Origin of the sequence: Nocardia spumae (assembly GCF_020733635.1) — a bacterium.
Lineage (GTDB): Bacteria > Actinomycetota > Actinomycetes > Mycobacteriales > Mycobacteriaceae > Nocardia > Nocardia spumae.
Genome location: NZ_JAJFZL010000001.1, coordinates 2068763 through 2087977, shown reverse-complemented (window position 1 = coordinate 2087977; position 19215 = coordinate 2068763). Strand labels below are relative to the sequence as shown.

The following is a 19215-nucleotide window of genomic DNA, read 5'->3' as shown; positions in this document are numbered from 1 at the left end:
GGCTATTCCTTCCCCGCGATGGCGGATGTGGTGCGTGACTTCGCCGTGCGCTTCGGCGCGGCGCCGGCCGCCTGCGGCTGGGCGTGGTCCGCGAGATGGTTGGCGGCGATGAAGCCGAACACCATCGCCGGGCCGATGGTCGCGCCGGCGCCGGCGTAGTCGTTACCCATGACCGAGGCCGAATTATTGCCCGCCGCATACAATCCCGCGATCGGCCGGTCGCCGTCGTCGAGTACCCGCGCGAATTCGTCCGTGCACAGACCGCCCTTGGTGCCCAGATCGCCCGGCACCATCTCCACCGCGTAGTAGGGCCCGTTGTCCAGCGGCGCCAGGCACGGATTCGGTGCCACGGTCGGATCGCCGTAATACCGGTCGTAGGCGGAGTCGCCGCGTCCGAAGTCCTCGTCTCGGCCGGTGCGCGCGAAGCCGTTGAATCGCGCGACGGTATCGGTCAGCGCCGGCGCGGGAACACCGATCTTGTTCGCCAGCTGCTCGAGCGTATCGGCCTGGGTGATGATCCCGGCGTCGAGATACTTCTGCGGAATCGGCCGCTTCGGGAAATTGCCCAGGAACAGGTACCGGTCACGGAAGGTCTGATCCATGATGAAGTAGGCCGGAATGTGGTCCACACCGGATACATGCTGCTCGTACATGGTGTGTACGACGTTCACATAAGGCGCGGATTCGTTGACGAACCGCCGCCCCGCGTGGTTGACCATGATCCCGCCCGGCTGCGCCCGCTCGGCCAGGCAGAAGAACGGCGGGCCGTCCGGATTGCGGACCGACGGGCCCCACCACGCGTCGTCCATGAGATCGACCGCGCCACCGGCCTTCTGGCCCGCCACGATGCCCTCGCCGACGTTCTCGGTGGCGCCGACGGTCCATTCGGTCGACTGCGGACCGGACAGATACTGACGGCGCATGTCGAGGTTGTGTTCGAAGCCGCCCGCGGCCAGCACGACACCGCGGCGCGCCCTGATCAGCACCGGCGCGCCCTGATGTTCGGCGCGCACGCCGACCACGACACCCGCCTCGGTCACCACCTCGGTCAGCGGGGTGTTCATCCAGACCGGCACGCTCGCGTCGCGCAGCGACAGCCACAGCCGCGCGGCCAGCGCTTTGCCCAGGCTCAGCGGCAGGCGGCCGCGGAGTTTGTTGGCCACCGCCTGCGCGCCGACCTTCATCGCCGTGCGCTTACCGGCCCAGGTCCGGGCGATCATGTTCAGATCGTGGAAATCGCTGACGGTGAACGCGATTCCCTTCGGACCCGACATGGTCGGCTGATTGATCTTGTGCAGATCGCCGCCGAGCAGTCGCCCGTCGATCGGCGCCGGTTCGATACTGCGGCCCTGGGCCAGACCACCGGGGAATTCCGGATGGTAGTCGGAGTAGCCGCGGTCGTAGACGAAGTCCCAGTACCGGCTGCGGGCGCCGATGTAGCGCATCATCTCGGGCCCGTGGTCCAGGAAGGCACGCTGCTTGGCCTCGGGAACCCGTTCGCCCACAACCGCTTTCAGATAGGTGCGGGCCAGCTCCGGGCTGTCGGGCACGCCCGCGGCCTGGAGCACCGGATTGTTGGGGATCCAGATGCCGCCGCCGGAGCGGGCCGTGGACCCGCCGAAGTTGCGGCTCTTCTCGATCAGCGTCACCGACAGCCCGCGATAGGCGGCCGTCAGGGCAGCGGTCATACCGGCGGCGCCGGAGCCGACGACCACCACGTCGAATTCGAATTCCTGTGTCATGCGGCGTTCTTTCCGTCCTTCCCCATCGTTGCGATCGACGCTATGGCGGTACGGCCGATGCGACACCGCACGGTCCCGGCCAGCGGGACTTCGGGCTGACCAGGACGGGTCCGGGACGGACTATTTCTACTAGGCATAGGACGAGATGACGGGAGTGCCGGATGAAGTTCTCGATGATCTTCGAGGCCCAGATGACCGACCCCACGGCCGAACACGAGGCACAGGTGCTGCGGGACTGCGTCGAGCAGGCGGTACTGGCCGACGAGATGGGCTTCGATACGGTCTGGGCCGTCGAACACCACGGGCTGAAGTGGTACGCGCACATGAGCGCCCCGGAGATCTTCCTGACCTGGGTGGCGGCCAAGACCCAGCGCATCCGCATCGGCCACGGCGTGGTCTGCATGCCGTTCAACTTCAACCATCCGGTCCGCGCGGCCGAGCGGGCCGCGATGCTCGACGTCCTGTCGGGCGGCCGCCTGAACCTGGGCGCCGGCCGCGGCGCGACCCCGGTCGAGACCTCGATGTGCGGCGTCGACCCGGAACGGACCTATGCCGAGGTCGAGGAGTCGCTGCGGATGATCGGCACGGCGTGGCAGGATCCGGACGGCGAATTCGAGTACCACGGCGAGCTGCTCGATATCGATCCGCATGCGCTGCTGCCGCGGCCGGTGCAGCGCCCGCATCCGCCACTGTTCATGGCATGCACCAAGAAGGACACGTTGAAGCTGGCCGCCGACTACGGAATCGGCGCTCTGGTACTGGGTTTCGCGGGTGTGGCGGAGATCGCGGAGCTGCGGCGCACCTACGACGAGGCGATCGCGGCCCGCACCGGCGAGCGTTTCGTCTCGACGGTGACCAACGACCATTTCGCCGCCCTGTGCCCGACCATCGTCCTGGACGATCGAGACCGGGCCCAGCAGATCGGCGCCCGGGGCCAGCGCTTCTTCGCCCAGTCCATCAAGCACTACTACGGGGCCGGGCCCGTGCCGGACGAGGCGGTCGATCCCACCGTGGACGAGGTGGCACGGATCAAGGAGGCCGCCGATGAGCACGTCGCCTACCTGCACGAGGCCAAGATCCCGGTGAAATCCGGTTCGACCTCGGTGTTCAACGCCGATCACGCGTACGGCAGCCCGGAGGACGCGATCGCCTACGTCGAGCGGCTGCGCGATGCCGGCGCCGACGAGATCCTGTGCCTGATCCAGATGGGCACCGTGCCCCAGGAGGCATGCCTCGAGACCATCCGGCACTGGGGCGAGAAGGTCATTCCGCATTTCCGGAACCAGTAGCAGGACAACCACTTCACCGACGCCGATCCCGCCCATCGAGATCGGCACTGGCCGAGTACGCCCGTGCGGCACAGGATCTCGGCACACTCACAGGACGGAGATGTCGAATGGTCGATCTCAGCAACAAAGTCGCGCTCGTCACCGGCGCGGCGCGCGGACAGGGTGCGGCCGAAGCGCGACTGTTCGTCGCCGCGGGCGCGCGGGTAGTGCTCACCGACGTGCTGGAGACCGAAGGTAAGCAGTTGGCGGCCGAGCTCGGTCCGGCGGCGCGCTTCGTGCGCCACGACGTGACCTCGGCCGACGACTGGAACGCCGCGGTCACGGTCGCCGTATCGGAGTTCGGCGCACTGAACGTGCTGGTCAACAATGCCGCGATCTATACCGCCAAACCGCTCACCGAGACCACACCCGAGGAATTGGAGACGATTCTGCGGGTCAACCTGGTGGGCGCGTTCCGCGGGATCCGGTCGGTCGTGGGTTCCATGTCGGAAGCGGGCGGATCGATCGTCAACATCTCCTCACAGGCCGGACTCGAGGGGCTGATGGGCCACTCCGCCTACGGCGCCTCCAAATGGGGGTTGCGCGGCCTGACCAAGACCGCAGCACTCGAGCTGGGCCCCCGCGGAATTCGCGTGAACTCGGTCCATCCGGGGCCGATCGCCACCCCGATGGTGCCGTACCTCACCACCGGTCCCGGCAGCTTCCCGACCCTGCCGCTGCAGCGGACCGGCACCCCGGAGGAGGTCGCCGAACTGGTCGCCTTCCTCGCTTCGGACGCCTCGGCCTATGTCACCGGCGCGGAGATCACTGTCGACGGCGGCCTGGCCGCGGGCAAGTTCATGCCCCCGGAGCTCCAGGACGGACTGTGAGCGACCCGCGCGCCCTCGCGATACCGGAGACGTTATGACGATGTCACCGCACACCCGCGCGGTCGTCGACGCGGCGACCGCGGCCTTCCCGAGACTCGGCACCGAGGTGGTCGACGCCACCGAGGCCCGGCGGCAGCTCGCCTCCCGTCCGGCGGCCGCGGTGGAGCCGATTCCGGTTGCCGCCGTGGTCGATTCGTTCGCTCCCGGTGCGGACGGCGAGCAGATCCCGGTGCGGATCTACACCCCGCGGGACACCACCGGCCCGCTGCCGGTGGTGCTCTTCTGCCACGGTGGCGGGTTCGTGATCTGCAGTGTGGACAGCCACGACCAGTTCTGCCGGTCGATGGCGAACGGCGCCGGCGCCCTCGTCGTCTCGGTCGAGTACCGGCGGGCTCCCGAGCATCGGTTCCCCGCCGCCGCCGAGGACGCCTACGCGGTGCTGTGCTGGATCGCGGCCACCGCGCAGCGGTTCGGTGCCGACCCGGCGCGGATCGCGGTCGCCGGCGACAGCGCGGGCGGCAATCTGGCCACGGTCACGGCGTTGCTGGCACGCGACCGGGGTGGGCCCGCCGTCGCGGCCCAGGTCCTCATGTACCCCATGCTCGACCCGACGCGTTCGAGCGCGTCCTATCGCGACAACGCGCAGGGCTATTTCGTCACCGACGACCATCTGCGCTGGTACTGGGAGCAGTATCTGGGCGGATCCGGTAGCACCGACCCCTATGCCGCACCGCTGCTGGCCGATCCCGCGGGACTGCCGCCCGCCCATATCGCGACCGCGGAGTTCGATCCGCTGCGCGACGAGGGCGAGGCGTACGGGCGACGGCTCACCGCGGCCGGAGTCGAGGTCGAGGTGCACCGCTACGACGGGATGTTCCACGGCTTCATGACCATGGGCGAGGTGCTGCCCGAGACCGGGATCGCGACCGAGCGCGCGTTCGCGGCGTTGCGGCGGGCATTCGCCGCTCCGCGGGGATCACGACGATGACGGTGCTGCGCGTCGGCCCCGCGTATCCGGCGGACAACCTCTCGGCCGCGGTCGCATTGCTCACCGCGCTGGTCGGTGAGCCGACGGTCGCCGACGGCGATCGCTGGGCCCAGTTCGATGTCGGCGGCGTGCGAATCATGCTCGCCGGCACCGACCGAGCCGACGAGACGCCCTTCCTGGCGGTGAAGGTCGACGACCTCGACGCGACTCTGAACGATCTGCGGCACAAGGGATTCGAGGTCGCAGACCCGGCCCTCGGTCCCCACGAGCGCCGATCCGTGGTCCGTCCCGCCGGTGAAAGCTCTTGGCACATAGCTGTTTACGAGCCGATCGGCTGACTCGGCGGCACATCCGCGAGCGCGACCGCCGCCGGACGGCCGTGGTCGCCCGCCCGTGGAATCTGTCCGGCTTTCGGACACCGCCGAGCCCCGAGCCGACAGTTGCCGGGCGTGGCCGGCCCGGAAATCCGGATGCGCATTCTCGCCGCGATCCCTACCGTGAACAGGAGAGTCGTTCACGAAAGGATCACGATCATGTTTCCCGTCGAGCTGCGCGGAGCGAAGGCGCAGACGCTCATGTGGGCCCACGAGCACGAGGTCGAGCAGGCCGCGCTGCAGCAGTTGCGTACCATCGCGCAACTGGAATGGGTCTACGGCGTCCGCGTCATGCCCGATGTGCACCTCGGCAAGGGCGCCACGGTCGGATCCGTCATCGCCATGAAGGATGCGGTGGCTCCCGCCGCGGTCGGTGTCGATATCGGCTGCGGGATGGAGGCGGTCAAGACCTCGCTGACCGCGTCCGATCTGCCCGACGACCTGCGTTCGCTGCGTTCGCGCATCGAGGCGGCGGTTCCGGTCGGCTTCTCCGCGCACGATGCGGCCGTCGACGTCACCCGGCTCGAGCCCACCGTCACGGGCGCGCGCTCGACGGCCGGGCGTCGTGGCGGCTGGTCCACGTTCTGGAACCGGTTCACCGACCTGGATCCGGCGGTGCAGAAGCGAGAGTCCAAGGCGCACAAGCAGATGGGCACCCTCGGCGGTGGTAACCACTTCATCGAGGTCTGCCTGGACACCGAGGACAACGTGTGGATTCTGCTGCACTCGGGAAGCCGCAACATCGGCAAGGAGCTCGCGGAGCGGCATATCGCCGTGGCGCGGCGGCTGCCGCAGAACCAGGATCTGCCCGATCGCGATCTGGCGGTATTCCTCTCCGGCACACCGCAAATGGAGGCCTACCGGCACGACCTGACCTGGGCACAGGAGTACGCCGCCCGTAACCGGGCGGTCATGCTCTCCCTGGTGTGCGCGACGGTCCGCGAGGAATTCGACTCGCTGCCGGTACTTTTCGACGATCCGATCTCCTGCCACCACAACTACGTGGCGGAGGAGATCATCGACGGCATGCCGATGCTGGTGACCCGCAAGGGTGCGGTCCGCGCGGGCGAGGGCGATCTCGCACTGATCCCCGGCTCGATGGGCACGCGCTCATATGTCGTGCGCGGCAAGGGAAATCTGGTCTCGTTCCAGTCCGCATCGCACGGAGCCGGGCGCCGGATGAGCCGCAACGCCGCCAAGCGGCAGTTCACCGTCGCCGACCTGATCGCCCAGACCGACGGTGTCGAATCCCGCAAGGACGCCGGGGTGATCGACGAGATCCCCGCGGCCTACAAGGACATCGACACGGTGATCTCGGCCCAGCGGGACCTGGTCGACGTCGTCGCCACGCTGCGACAGGTGCTGTGCGTCAAGGGCTGAGCGGCGGCACCGACGTCGGCCGTTGCGCCCGTACCGATCCCGGCGGGGGCGCGGCGGCCGGCGTCACTTGCGCAGTACACCCACCAACCCGGCTCCCAGCAGCATCATTCCGGAGATCAGCGCGAACCCGTAGGTCACCCAGCTGTGCAGGGCCACCTGCATCGACGAGTCGGTGAACGGGAGGTCGCTGATCAGCCGGAAGGTGTCGTCCGGGAACAGGATGTGCAGGATGCCGGGAAAGATCCCCCAGACCAGACTGGCCACGATGGTGCCGATCGGAGAGAAGGCCGCCATCGCCGCGACCAGGAGCAACAGGAACGAACCCCCCACGATCTCCAGCGCGGCCGTCCAGCGATCGGTGACCGCGCCGACGATCACCCAATACCGGATGTCTGCTCCACCCTTGGCGGCGAACGCGATTCCGATCGGCGTCACGATCACCCCGAACAGCACCCCCGACAGAGTCCTGCTGGTGACCGCGCGACTCTGGAACTGCGAGCCCGGCGGAGCCCAGCCCGCAGGTGATTCGAACTTCTTCGCCATCGCCCCGTTCCTCCTGCATTCCCGCGCATGTCGGTGGACCTCGTAGCCTGTGCGCATTCATTGTCGGTCCTCGCGCGGGAAAATTCCCGATGCCGTGCGGAAAACGTTCGCTGCGTGACCGTCCCGGTAACCGCTGGTTACCATCGGGTATGACTTCAGCTCACCCGGCGGCCGAACCGCCCGAAATTCCCGGCGTCCGCCGCAGTTTCGTCCAGGCGCGCGGGGTGCGTTTCCACGTCACCGAGGCCGGGGTGCCCGACGGCCGGCCGGTGCTGTTGCTGCACGGCTGGCCGCAGCATCACTACACCTACCGCCATCTGCTCGCCGACCCACCGGCCGGGCTGCGCCTGATCGTGCCGGATCTGCCAGGCTACGGATGGTCCGGACCGCCGCCGCATCGCTGGGCCAAGGAGGAGGTCGCCTCCGACCTGCTGGCCCTGCTCGACGAGCTCGGACTGCGCCGCGTGCTGCTGGCCGGCCACGACTGGGGCGGCTTCGTCGGATTTCTGATGGTGCTGCGGGAGCCCGCCCGCTTCGAGGGGTATCTGCCCCTCAACATCGCCCACCCGTGGATCTCGGCGCGCACCTTCGCACCGCACGCCTGGCGATTCCTGATGTATCAGCCCCTGGTGGCGACCTTCGGGGTGCCGCTGCAACGCCACACCCCGTTCATCGATCGGCTGCTGCGACTGGGCGTGACCAACCGCGACGCCTTCACCCCGGAGATCATCCGCACCTACAGCGACCGATTCCGCGAGCCGGTGCCCGCCCGCGCCGCCACCGACACCTACCGCACCTTCCTGCTGAAGGAACTGCCGGCGGCGGGCCGGCATCCGGAGCGGCGCCGGGCGACGGTTCCGATTCGAGCGCTGTTCGGCACCGGCGACGCCGCCATTCACCGTTCCCTGGCCGCCGCCGAAACGGCCCGCGCCGACGACTACACCGTCGAATACGTCAGCGGCTGCGGACATTTCATTCCCGAGGAACGTCCCGACCTGGTGCGCGATCGACTGCTGGCACTCGCCGCCGAGACCGGCTAGCGGCGGCCGCCGCCACGCTCCGGGGTGAGGCCGGACCGGGCGCTGCGAACGCCGGCCGATTCCGGCACCGGATCCCCGGACGGGGTGCGGCTATCGGACCGGCGCTGGCCCGGTGTCGGAGGGCTCGGGCACGATGGAGGCCGTGACTACCGAGCTACGCGAATCCGCCGAGGAACTGCTGCGTGAGCTGGCCGGTCCCGAGGCGCGGTTGCGCGAGGATCAGTGGACGGCCATCGAGGCACTCGTGGTGCGCCGGCGGCGGGCCCTCGTCGTCCAGCGCACGGGCTGGGGCAAATCGGCGGTGTACTTCATCGCCGCACGGTTGCTGCGTTCCCAGGGGCGCGGCCCGACGGTGATCGTGTCACCGCTGCTGGCATTGATGCGCAACCAGGTCGCCGCCGCCCGCCGCGCCGGTGTGGTCGCCGAGACCATCAACTCCGGCAACGTCACCGACTGGGACGAGATCCATGCGCGCGTCGCCGCCGGCGAGGTCGACGTGCTGCTCGTCAGCCCGGAACGGCTGAACAATCCCGATTTCCGCGATTCGGTCCTGCCCAAACTGGCCGCCGACGCGGGGCTGGTGGTGGTCGACGAGGCGCACTGCATCTCCGATTGGGGCCACGATTTCCGGCCCGACTACCGGCGCATCCGCACTCTCATCGCCGACCTCGGCGAGGACATCCCGGTCCTGGCCACCACCGCGACCGCCCGATGTCGCCACCCAGATCGGCACCGACACGCTGGTCCTGCGCGGCACCCTCGACCGCGAATCACTGCATCTGTCCGTTGTGCGAATACCCGACGCCGTCGCGCGCACCACCTGGCTGAGCCGGCAGCTCGCTCAGCTGCCCGGTTCCGGCATCATCTACTCACTCACCGTGGCGGCCGCCCACGATCTCGCCGATGTGCTCGCCGACCACGGATACCGGGTCGCGGCCTACACCGGTCGCACCGATCCCGGCGAGCGCGAGACGCTCGAGCAGGCATTGCTGGACAACGAGGTGAAGGCGCTGGTCGCGACGTCGGCACTCGGCATGGGCTTCGACAAACCCGATCTGGGCTTCGTCGTCCATATCGGCGCGCCCTCCTCCCCTATCGCCTACTACCAGCAGGTCGGCCGCGCCGGACGCGGACTCGGGCGAGCGGCCACCGACGATGCCGCGCTCGCGCGCGCGGAGGTCGTCCTGCTGCCCGGGCCCGAGGATCGGCAGATCTGGAACTACTTCGCGTCCGTGGCCTTTCCGCGTGAGCACGTGGTGCGGTCGGTGCTCGCCGCGCTGGACTACGAGCGGCCGATGTCGACGGTCGCGTTGGAGCCGCTGGTCGAGCTCAGCCGCTCCCGGCTGGAGATGGTGCTCAAGGTGCTCGATGTGGACGGCGCCGTGCGGCGGGTGCGTGGCGGCTGGCTGGCCACCGGTGCGCCGTGGACCTACGACACCGAACGCTACGAACGCCTGGACCAGGCCCGCGAGGCCGAACAGCGGGCCATGCTCGAATATCAGAGCACCGCGGAATGCCGGATGAACTTCCTGCGCCGTCAGCTCGACGATCCCGGTCTCACCGCCGACGCGCCCGGCTGCGGCCGCTGCGACAACTGCACCGGGCACCGATTCGATGTGTCGGTCGAGGCCGACGAGGTCGCCGCGATCCGCGCGCGGCTGGACCGTCCCGGTATCGATCTCGCACCCCGCAAACAATGGCCCACCGGTCTGTCGAAACTGGGAATTCCGCTGTCCGGCAAGATTTCCGATGGTCCCGAGGTGGGCCGGGTGCTGGGCCGCCTCAGCGATCTCGGCTGGGGGCAGCGACTCCGCACCCTGCTCGACGAGCCCGACGGCCCGGCGCCCGGCAACATCGTCGACGCATGCATCGCCGTCCTGCGCGAATGGGATTGGCCCCAGCGCCCGGGCGCGGTCATGGCCGTCCAATCGGCCACCCATCCGCGGCTCGCCGCCGATCTGGCCGCCCGCCTCGCCACCATCGGACGTCTCACCGACCTCGGGGTTCTGCATACCCGCCCCGACCGCCCGCCGGTATCGGCCGCCAATTCCGCCCACCGTGTCGCGGCCCTGTTCGATTCCTGGGAGGTCCCGGACCTCACCGGCTTGGACACTCCGGTCCTGCTGGTCGACACCCACACCGATACCGGCTGGACCCTGACCCTCGCCGCGCGCACCCTCCGCCTGGCCGGCGCCCCCGCGGTCCTGCCTCTGGCCCTGGCAACCCCGACCTGAGATCGACCTTCGGCGCAGCCGAATCGGACCACGATCACTGGCGGACCATCGCCGGGAGCACGATCGAACCCCCGGATCCCCGAGCCGAACGTGTCCGAGCCGGTTCGCACGGGCCGAAAACCCGCCGCAACGAAGCGGAGGCCACAGATACGGCTATCGTCGATCCGGTGACCAGTAAGTCGACGCCGGCGGTCGAGTTGACGGTCGGCGAGCACACGGTGCGCATATCGAATCCGGATCGGGTGTATTTCCCCGATATCGGAGCGACCAAGCTGGATCTGGTGCAGTACTACCTGAGCGTCGGCGACGGGATCGTCAACGCGCTGCGGGACCGGCCGTGCATGCTGCACCGGTTCCCGAAGGGGCTGCCCGGCGGCAAGGTGCATCAGAAGCGGCTGCCGGCCGGTGCGCCGGACTGGATTCCCACGGTGCGAGTGCACTTTCCGCGCTACAACCGCCATGCCGACGAGTTGTGTGTGTCCGAGCTGGCGGATGTGATCTGGGCGGTCCAGATGTCGACGGTGGAGTTCCATCCCTGGAATTCGCGCCGTGCCGATACCGAAAAGCCCGACGAGTGGCGCATCGATCTCGATCCGATGCCGGAATGCCCGTGGTCGCGCGTGCAGCGGGTCGCCGAGGTCGCCCACGAGGTGCTCGACGAGCTGGGCGCGGTGGGGTGGCCCAAGACCTCCGGCGGTCACGGCCTGCATATCTATGTCCGGATCGCGCCCGAACACGGTTTCCAGCAGGTCCGGCGAGCGGCGCTGGCGTTCGCCCGTGAGGTGGAGCGGCGGGCCCCCGACGATGTGACCACCACGTGGTGGCGCCGTGACCGCGATCCGCGGATGTTGTTCGTCGACTACAACCAGAATGCCCGCGACCACACCATCGCCGCGGCCTATTCGGTTCGGGGTGTCGCGATCGCCACCGTTTCCACGCCGGTGCGCTGGGACGAGATTCCCGATATCGAGCCGAACGACTTCACGATCGGCACCGTCCCCGCGCGCTACGGCGAACTGGGCGATCTGCACGCGGGTATCGACGATGCGGTCTTCGACCTGAACACGCTGTTGGAGTGGGCCGATCGCGACCGGGTCGAGGTGGATCTGGACGAGGCGCCCGAAGGCGAGCAATGATCCGCGATCGGACCACGCCGGAGCGAAACCCTTCCGTTCGGGTGCAATCCGCGCAAGATTGGCGGGCACGGCCGAATTCAGAGGAGTACACAGCATGACGAGCCCAGCCGATCCCGTTCGCATCGCGCTTGCCCCCGTTCCCAGCGATCCGCTGCTGCGGGCGATCAGCGAGGCCGGAGCGCAGATCGCGGAACTGGACACCGCGCGAGCCGTGATATGGGACGGCGGCCCGGCCGAGTTCCCCGCGAAGCTGCCCGAATCGGTGGAATGGGTGCAGTTGTTCTCCGCCGGGGTGGAGGAGTTCTTCGCGGCCGGGATCTTCGAACGCCATCCGGAGGTGGTATTCACCTCGGCCGCAGGAGCTTTCGCCAGGAGCGTGGCCGAGCACACGGTGGCGCTGCTCCTCGCCGGTGTGCGGTATCTTCCCGAGCAGGTGCGTGCCCGCGGCTGGCGCCAGCACGAGTTCTTCCCGCGTATCGGCACTCTGCGCGGCGCGACGGTGGCCGTGGTGGGCGCCGGCGGCATCGGCCGCGAGGTCATCTCGCTGCTGGAGCCGTTCGGCGCCGATATCATCGCGGTGAACCGTTCCGGCACACCGATTTCCGCCCCCCATGTCGTGGAAACCGTTCCGGCTCGGCGGCTGCCGGAGATCTGGTCACGTACCGATCATGTGGTGGTGGCGGCGCCGGCGACTCCGGACACCCGTCACCTGGTGGGGAAGAGTGAACTGGCGCAATTGAAACCGCATTCCTGGGTGATCAACGTGGCGCGTGGATCGCTGATCGATACCGATGCGCTGGTCGTCGCACTCGAGGAAGGCACGATCGGCGGCGCCGGCCTGGATGTCACCGATCCCGAGCCGCTGCCCGACGGCCATCCGCTCTGGGATGTGCCGAATGCGATCATCACCCCGCACGATTCCAACCCGCCGCGGCTGCGCACCGCGGCCTTCGCCGACCATGTGCGCGCGAATGTCGCGCGCTTCGTCGCCGGTCGTGAACTGATCGCGCGCATCGATCCCGCTGCCGGTTACTGACCTCGATCCCGGGCTACCACAGCGGGATATCGACGCCGTGCTCCTCGACCGGGCGCGGGCCGAAGATCCGCCGTTCGGTCTCGGCGATCGCCACATCGTTGATGCTCGCTTCCCGGCGCGACATCAGACCCGTATCGGTGAACTCCCACAGCTCGTTGCCGTAGCTGCGCCACCGGCCGTCGCTGTCGTGCCATTCGTATTGGAAGCGCACCGCCATCCGGTTACCGCGAAAGCCCCACAGACTCTTGCGCAACGCGTAGTCCTGTTCGCGTTCCCACTTGGCGGTCAGGAAGTCCACGATCTCCTCGCGACCCCGGACGAAGGTATCGCGGTTGCGCCAGATCGAATCGGGGGTGTAGGCCGATGCCACCCGCTGCGGGTCACGGGTATTCCAGGCATCCTCGGCGGCCTGCACCTTGACGGCCGCGGATTCCGGTGTGAACGGTGGGAAGGGCGGGCGAGATTCGGACATCGGGCACTCCTGTCTCCGAGTGGAGAACGATCGTTCTCAACACTGCGATACAGTAGGGAACGCACGTTCTCGATGTCAAGGAGACGATCCGATGCCTGCCGCACTCACCCCCGAGCGCAAGGCCGCCGACCGCGAGGCGCTGCTGGACGCGGTCGAGGAGCTGGTGTACGCCAACGGCGTGCGCGCCGTGGGCATGGATCGCATTCGTGAGCTGTCCGGCCTGTCGCTCAAGCAGATCTACGCCCTGTTCCCGACGAAGGAAGATCTCGTCGTCGCCATGCTCCGCCGCCGCGATCGCCGCTGGCTGGGTGAGCTGACCGACCACGTCGAACAGGTCTCCGACCCCACCGGCCGGGTTCTCGCGATCTTCGACTGGCTTCGCGAATTCTTCGCCGCACCGGGGTTCCGGGGGTGCGCGTGGATCAATATCCACGGTGAGCTCGGCGCCGAATCCCCCGCCGTCCTCGACGAGGTGCGCGCACACAAGGCCGCCTTCCGCACCGCGATCACCACATGGGTGGCCGCGACCGGCACGGACGCCGCCGAGGCGATCTACCTCCTCGCCGAGGGCGCGCTCGTCACCGCGGGTATCACCGGCGATGCCGATACGGCGTCGAGAGCCAAAGCGGCTGCCGCGCTGATTCTTACGCGCCACCCGTCGCACTGATACGGACCGAGCCCCGCCTTCGTGGCGAGCCCGCGCACTACCTACCGCGCGAGAGCCACTCGGCGATATCGGCGACGACCGTTCCGTCGACATGGCCGGGCGCCTGGTATTCCGCCGGCGTGGACCTGCCGGTTCCCGCGACGAACATATGGTTGACGGCCTCGTAGACGCGAATATCCACATCGGCCCGATCGCCGAGGCCCTCCCGCCATCCGGAGAGATCGTCGGCGACGGTGACCTGATAGTCGCGCCCGCCCTGCAGGATGAGCATGGGCTTGTGCGCCGCGACGGCGGTCGCAACCGGGTCGTACGCACGCAGATCCAGCCAGACGCGGGCCGGCAGTCCCAGCGGCAGCTCATCGGCCGGAGTGGATTCGGGCAGATCCGGATCCTCGACCCGCGCGGCCTGCGCGAGCAGCTCCTCCGGATCGGGTAGCCATGCCCGGGCCGATTCGGGAGCGACGGACATCAGATAGCGGCCGACCCGTACCGCGGCACGCTGCATGGGCTGCGTGTCGGCGGCCAGCAGGACCAGGCCCGCGACCCCGGGCTCGGCGACGGCCACACGCGGTGCGTATCTCCCGCCCATACTGTGCCCGAGCACGAAGACCCGGGCCGGATCGACATCGTCACGCTCGCGCAACCGCCGGACCGCCGCGACCGCGGGCGGCACATAGTCGGCGGTCGGCGCAATCCCGGCCGCGCCCCGGTAGCTGGGTTTGTCGAAACGGAGCACGACAACACCGGCAGCGGCCAGGCCCCACGCGATATCCTTCATCGGCTTGTTCGGACCGGTGGTGCCGTCACGATCGAAAGGCCCTCCGCCGCTGAGCAATACCACCGCCGGATGCGGCCCGGCGCCGCGCGGAACGCACAGGGCGCCCGGGACCGAGTCCGAGGCGTGGCCGAGACAAACCTCCTCTTCGTCGAAGAACTCCGTCTTCGCGTAATCCGGCGGCAACCACGCCGGCGCCGCACGCGCTATGCGCAGGCCGGTGACCCGACCGTCCTCGAGCGACATCAGGACCTGCGCCGCGCCCTTCGCGGACCGCACCCGGACCACCACCGCCTCGGAATCGGTGTCGGTCGCCTCGATCGCCGCATCCGGCCCGATCTCGCTTTCCCAGGCGGCGGCCAGCTTGTCGGCGGATATCAGCGAGCGCAACGACGGTCCGAATCGCTCACGGGCGTCATGGAACCGGCCCGCGCACATCATCTCGACGACGGCCGCGCCCACCGAGGACGCTTCGGTTCGGTTCATCGGATCTTCCCTCCGTGCCGCATATCCACCACCCCATCATTCTCAACTTTGAGAAAGGTAGCAAGAGTGAGAGCATTTGCCAATGGGACCGATCGAACTGCTGGCACATCCGGTCCGCCTGCGGATCGTGCACGCGATGTCAGGTGGTCACACGCTGACCACCGCGCAGCTGTGCGCACGACTACCCGATGTCTCGAAGGCCACCGTGTACCGCCATGTCGATCTGCTGGCCGGCGGCGGCGTTCTCGAGGTCACCGAGGAGCGCCGCGTGCGCGGTGCGGTGGAGCGTCACTACCGGCTGCGTCGAGAGCGCGCCGTCATCGATGCCGAATCCGTCGCGGCGGCGACCCGGGACGACCATCGTGCCGTCTTCACGACCGCGATGACCACACTGCTGGCCGAGTTCGACACCTATCTCGACAGCGAGAACGCCGATCCCGCAAGCGATTCGGTCGGCTACCGGCAACACGCGCTCTGGCTGAGCCCGGCCGAGTTGTCCGGCCTGATCGCCGAGTTGCGCGCGGCGATCGCCCCCCGCCTGCGCAACGAACCGACCGGAGAACGGTCGCACTACCTGCTGAGCCCCATTCTGTTTCCGATCGGGCGGCCGAACGACCACTAGCCCGGTGGCGGGGTCACACCGGCGATGGGCAGTCTTCGCAGACCTGCCCCGATCTCGCGCGACAGGTCGGCGTAGCGAGTGTGAGTTCGGCCAGCCGCGTCCACAGATGGTGCCGCAGCGGCTCACTCGCGGCGCGCGACATCGATCACCGAGCCCACCCACGGTCGAAATGAATTGGGCGGGAGTACGTTCCACATTCGATACACCAGGTCGACATCTATCGGCGCGGGCAGGGCGACCTCGCTGCCGGCGGGTGCGAGCGAGATGTGGACGCGGAACAGCTCGGCGTGCAGGACCGGGTCCGCGCGATCGGAGCCATCCGGATTGGCCAGGAAGGTCCAGCGACGCGCGCGCGGGTGGGCGATGATCGGGCCGTGACAGCCGAATATGTCACGTAGTAAGGGCTTCACCCGGAAGCCGAGATCGCTCGGCATCGTGACGGCGGCGACCGGCCCGGCGATCAGATAGATCCGCTGATTCTCGAATGTCAACCGCGCTTTCAGACCACATACTCCGCGGTAATAGTCGGCGCGGGATTCTGGCGTGTCGCCAGGCGGCACGGTAGCGTCCGTACCAGCGGGATAGCGCATCGGGACCTCAACTCGCATAGGGGTTCTGGGACGAGGGCACAGGCGAATCACCCGGAGGGCGCCAGGTGTTGCGCCGCATCGAGTGCGTCATCAGAAAACACCGAGAACATTGGTCCGGCAACAATTTTCCACGCGAATTCGCGAGAAAATATGCGTCGTTCGAGTTCTCGCGAAAAACCTGTTCGAGAAAAAACGCCGATATTCAAACACGCCTGTCAGGAGGCCGCGGCCGATGACCCGCCTGTCCACCGATTCGAATGTCGCCCGTCGCATGCTCGGCCTCACCCTGGAAGCCATGCGCGAGCAGCGCGCCATCTCCCGGGAGGCCGCCGCGGACGCCATCGGCGTGGCCCGCTCCACCCTGTGGAAGATCGAGACCGGGCAGACGGCGCGGCTCAATCCCGTTCTGATGAACCATCTTTGCGACCTGTGCGGAGCCGGTCCCAAACAGACCCAGGTCGTCCTGGAACTGGTGAAGGAGACCAACGCGCGCGGCTGGTGGCAGGCATTCGCGGAAGATGCGATTCCGAAGGAGTTCGGCCTGTTCGTGAGTCTGGAATTTCCGCTACACCCGAAGGTGGCACTAACGATTCCCCCGGTCGTCTATGTACAGGGCTTTCTGGGGGACTTGTACCTCGAGCAAGCCGACGAGATACGGCAGTATCGTGAAGTGTGTGCGGCGCTCGAACAGCTCGCCCTGGATGAGGTCGACAGCCGTGCGCTCATACTGGAGATTGCAAAGGAGTATCACGCGTGACGGTTGATCTGTCCCAAGCGCGGTGGTTCAAGAGCACCCGTAGCTCCGGATCCAAGGACTGTGTCGAGGTCGCCTTCCTCGATCAGGGTTTCGTCGGAGTACGCGACAGCAAGAATCCCACCGGCCCCGCGCTGATCTTCACCCGTGGCGAGTGGGATGCCTTCACCAGCACGGTATCGAGTGGGATCTCGAACCACCCCTGAGGTAGTACAGACCTCCATCGAGGGAGAGCCGACCACCGCACCAGGATGCATCCGGACCCGCGATTCCTCGCCGTCGCCTCCCTCGTGGCACGTAGGCTCGGCTCTGTCCACAGCCCCGGACCGGAGGGAGTACCCGGTTGCCGACCCTGCCGAAATCACCCCCGCTCCCCCTTGTTCGCGCCGTCGAAACGGTCCGATACGCGCTGAGCGAGGCGTATCGGCGACTGGCGCCGGGGCCCCTGTCGCTCATGGAATTGCTGGCGGCGGGGTGGTTGACGCAGGCCATTCATGCGGCCGCGGCGCTGGGGATCGCCGATGAGCTGGCGCGCGGGCCGCTGCCCGGCTCGGAGCTGGCGCGGCGGGTCGAGGCGGACGAGGATGCGCTGCGACGGCTGCTGCGGTTGCTGATCAGCCATGGGATCTTCACTCAGCGGCGCGACGGCCGGTACGCGCTCACCGCGCCGGCGCGGGCACTGTGCCGGGACTCACCCGCTTCCCTGCGCGATGCCGCGCTGTTCTTCGGCTCCGCGACCCACCGGGCGCATTGGACGCATGTGGTGGACGCGGTGCGCACCGGCGATCCGGTGGGCCAGCAACTCGACGGCGCACCGTTCTTCGAATACGTCCGCACCGACCGGCAATTCGGCGATCTGTTCGATCGCGCCATGACCAGCATCGGCTCGATGACCACCGAATCGCTGTTCGCCGCCTACGATTTCGGCCGGTTCACCAGCATCGTCGATATCGGTGGCGGACAGGGGGCGATGCTCACCGAGATCCTGACCCGGGCCCCGCACAGCCGCGGCGTCCTGTTCGACCTGCCGGATGTGGCGGCCACCGCGGCCGAACGGTTCGCCGCGGCCGGGCTCGACGGCCGGGTCGAGGTCGCACCGGGTTCGTTCTTCGACACGGTGCCCGAGGGTGGCGATGCCTACCTGCTCAAACATATCGTCCACGACTGGCCCGACGCCCGCGCCGGGCAGATCCTGCGCACGGTGCGCGCCGCGATGCGGCCGTCGGCACGACTGGTGATCGTGGAAATCGTCTTGCCGCAGGGCAATCGGCCCCATCCCGGCAAGTACATCGATCTGGAGATGCTGATCAACAGCGGTGGCCGCGAGCGGACCGCGGCGGATTACCGGAAACTGCTGGCGGACAGCGGTTTCGCCATCACCCGGATCGTCGATACGGTCTCGCCGGAATCGGTGATCGAGGCCCGCCCGGTATGAGCGAACAAGGCCCGCAGGCGACAGTTTGCCCGACCACGCGTGGCTCCGCTCATGCCGACGAGGACACGATACGAGTCTCAACGCCGTCCGTTCCAGCGGCGGGGACGACGCCGGGCGCCGAAGTTCTGTTCGACCAGGCCCGTCCAGTCGTCGGCCATGAAACCCACCATCGACCAGGCCACCCGCACCCGCTCGTCCCGGGGATCGCCGAGAGTCCGCAGCAGTACGGTCGCGCGCACCTGGGCGGCGGCGAGCCCGTCGACGGCGGCGCCCAGGGAACGGGCATGGGCCGGGGCGGCGGTGCGGGGGCTGGCCCAGTGGTCGATGGCGACGACGAGTTCCCGTCGACGGCAATCGATTTCCGCGGCCCGCATCGGCGACGATCGGCGCATCAGGTGGAGCTCGGCCAGTTCGCGGGCACTTCTGGTCACCGGATGGTCGTCGGGCTGATCGCCGATATGCCCGCAGCAGGCGGCGAGCACTTCCTGACAATCGGGCATATCGCGAGGGATACCGGCCGCCGTGTCCGGGGCGCCCGTCCCCACGGCGCCCCGGTCCACCTCGGCGGCGCAGTGGCCGCGTAGCCCGCCCGGACCCGTTCGCGCGGCGCCGCCGTCAGGCTGCGGTGCGGCGAACATCGGATACCTCCGGGAGGGTCGTGGATGCACCCGACGCCACGAACGAGACACCGGACCGCGAGCCCGGTGCGGCAAGGGCAAACCGCACCGGATCCGGCGCACCGCACGATGCGAAGGGGGCAATCCTGCGGCGCCGGGTGCTGAG

The 19215-nt window shown here is 68.4% G+C and carries 19 protein-coding genes and 1 pseudogene; 14 read left to right on the top strand and 6 right to left on the bottom strand.

Translation table 11 applies throughout. The features are described from left to right. Window positions 1–2 precede the first annotated feature (2 nt). Window positions 3–1742, bottom strand: coding sequence for a 3-oxosteroid 1-dehydrogenase (gene kstD / locus LKD76_RS08905; RefSeq protein ID WP_227980558.1), 1740 nt, complete (start codon window positions 1740–1742; stop codon window positions 3–5). 161 nt (window positions 1743–1903) lie between these two features. On the opposite strand from kstD, the gene LKD76_RS08900 reads away from it, so the two are divergent. The 5 genes from LKD76_RS08900 (at window position 1904) to LKD76_RS08880 (ending at window position 6642) form a co-directional block, all read left to right on the top strand. Continuing rightward, window positions 1904–3031, top strand: coding sequence for an LLM class flavin-dependent oxidoreductase (locus tag LKD76_RS08900; RefSeq protein WP_227980557.1), 1128 nt, complete (start codon window positions 1904–1906; stop codon window positions 3029–3031). Window positions 3032–3138: 107 nt separating this feature from the next. Beyond that, complete coding sequence (locus tag LKD76_RS08895; protein WP_227980556.1) at window positions 3139–3900, top strand: glucose 1-dehydrogenase; 762 nt, start codon at window positions 3139–3141, stop codon at window positions 3898–3900. 34 nt (window positions 3901–3934) lie between these two features. Further along, window positions 3935–4888: a LipP1 family hormone-sensitive lipase gene (gene lipP1 / locus LKD76_RS08890; protein ID WP_227980555.1), complete on the top strand. Its 954-nt coding sequence runs from the start codon at window positions 3935–3937 to the stop codon at window positions 4886–4888. Then, window positions 4885–5226, top strand: coding sequence for a VOC family protein (locus LKD76_RS08885; RefSeq protein ID WP_227980554.1), 342 nt, complete (start codon window positions 4885–4887; stop codon window positions 5224–5226). The genes lipP1 and LKD76_RS08885 overlap by 4 nt, the downstream gene beginning before the upstream one ends. 195 nt (window positions 5227–5421) lie before the next feature. After that, on the top strand, window positions 5422–6642 hold the full coding sequence (locus LKD76_RS08880; protein ID WP_227980553.1) for an RtcB family protein: 1221 nt from the start codon (window positions 5422–5424) through the stop codon (window positions 6640–6642). A gap of 63 nt (window positions 6643–6705) precedes the next feature. Here LKD76_RS08880 and LKD76_RS08875 read toward each other — a convergent pair whose 3' ends face one another. Next, window positions 6706–7185, bottom strand: coding sequence for a hypothetical protein (locus tag LKD76_RS08875; protein WP_227980552.1), 480 nt, complete (start codon window positions 7183–7185; stop codon window positions 6706–6708). A gap of 149 nt (window positions 7186–7334) precedes the next feature. Between LKD76_RS08875 and LKD76_RS08870 the strand changes: the two genes are divergently transcribed. The 4 genes and pseudogenes from LKD76_RS08870 to LKD76_RS08855 all read left to right on the top strand — a co-directional run bounded on the left by LKD76_RS08870 (window position 7335) and on the right by LKD76_RS08855 (window position 12631). Next, on the top strand, window positions 7335–8225 hold the full coding sequence (locus LKD76_RS08870) for an alpha/beta fold hydrolase (RefSeq protein ID WP_227980551.1): 891 nt from the start codon (window positions 7335–7337) through the stop codon (window positions 8223–8225). Between the two features lie 133 nt (window positions 8226–8358). Continuing rightward, window positions 8359–10459, top strand: a pseudogene (locus LKD76_RS08865) (DEAD/DEAH box helicase). Between the two features lie 167 nt (window positions 10460–10626). Next, window positions 10627–11595, top strand: a complete 969-nt coding sequence (gene ligD, locus LKD76_RS08860; RefSeq protein WP_227980550.1) for a non-homologous end-joining DNA ligase — start codon at window positions 10627–10629, stop codon at window positions 11593–11595. A 94-nt stretch (window positions 11596–11689) separates the two neighbouring features. After that, entirely contained in the window at window positions 11690–12631 is a 942-nt protein-coding gene (locus LKD76_RS08855; protein WP_227980549.1) for a D-isomer specific 2-hydroxyacid dehydrogenase family protein, read from the top strand. 13 nt (window positions 12632–12644) lie between these two features. Here the strand turns inward: LKD76_RS08855 and LKD76_RS08850 are convergent, their stop codons facing one another. Further along, a complete protein-coding gene (locus LKD76_RS08850; protein WP_227980548.1) occupies window positions 12645–13103 on the bottom strand; it encodes a nuclear transport factor 2 family protein in 459 nt (152 codons plus the stop codon). A gap of 91 nt (window positions 13104–13194) precedes the next feature. Between LKD76_RS08850 and LKD76_RS08845 the strand changes: the two genes are divergently transcribed. Continuing rightward, on the top strand, window positions 13195–13770 hold the full coding sequence (locus tag LKD76_RS08845) for a TetR/AcrR family transcriptional regulator (RefSeq protein WP_227980547.1): 576 nt from the start codon (window positions 13195–13197) through the stop codon (window positions 13768–13770). A 37-nt stretch (window positions 13771–13807) separates the two neighbouring features. On the opposite strand, the gene LKD76_RS08840 is transcribed toward LKD76_RS08845, so the two are convergent. Beyond that, a complete protein-coding gene (locus tag LKD76_RS08840) occupies window positions 13808–15031 on the bottom strand; it encodes an alpha/beta hydrolase (RefSeq protein WP_227980546.1) in 1224 nt (407 codons plus the stop codon). Between the two features lie 82 nt (window positions 15032–15113). Between LKD76_RS08840 and LKD76_RS08835 the strand changes: the two genes are divergently transcribed. Further along, window positions 15114–15653 carry a helix-turn-helix domain-containing protein gene (locus LKD76_RS08835; RefSeq protein WP_227980545.1) on the top strand — a complete coding sequence of 180 codons (540 nt, stop codon included), beginning with the start codon at window positions 15114–15116 and terminating at the stop codon, window positions 15651–15653. 122 nt (window positions 15654–15775) lie between these two features. Here the strand turns inward: LKD76_RS08835 and LKD76_RS08830 are convergent, their stop codons facing one another. Further along, window positions 15776–16144, bottom strand: a complete 369-nt coding sequence (locus LKD76_RS08830; RefSeq protein WP_227980544.1) for a hypothetical protein — start codon at window positions 16142–16144, stop codon at window positions 15776–15778. Between the two features lie 331 nt (window positions 16145–16475). Here LKD76_RS08830 and LKD76_RS08825 point away from each other — a divergent pair, with 331 nt between their 5' ends. From LKD76_RS08825 to LKD76_RS08815, 3 genes are all read left to right on the top strand, one after another. Next, a complete protein-coding gene (locus LKD76_RS08825) occupies window positions 16476–17000 on the top strand; it encodes a Scr1 family TA system antitoxin-like transcriptional regulator (RefSeq protein ID WP_227980543.1) in 525 nt (174 codons plus the stop codon). Beyond that, window positions 16997–17203, top strand: a complete 207-nt coding sequence (locus tag LKD76_RS08820; RefSeq protein ID WP_227980542.1) for a DUF397 domain-containing protein — start codon at window positions 16997–16999, stop codon at window positions 17201–17203. Before LKD76_RS08825 ends, LKD76_RS08820 begins: the two co-directional genes overlap by 4 nt. 137 nt (window positions 17204–17340) lie before the next feature. Continuing rightward, on the top strand, window positions 17341–18432 hold the full coding sequence (locus LKD76_RS08815; RefSeq protein WP_227980541.1) for a methyltransferase: 1092 nt from the start codon (window positions 17341–17343) through the stop codon (window positions 18430–18432). A gap of 77 nt (window positions 18433–18509) precedes the next feature. Here the strand turns inward: LKD76_RS08815 and LKD76_RS08810 are convergent, their stop codons facing one another. Beyond that, on the bottom strand, window positions 18510–19070 hold the full coding sequence (locus tag LKD76_RS08810; RefSeq protein ID WP_227980540.1) for a DUF4254 domain-containing protein: 561 nt from the start codon (window positions 19068–19070) through the stop codon (window positions 18510–18512). Window positions 19071–19215 lie beyond the last annotated feature (145 nt).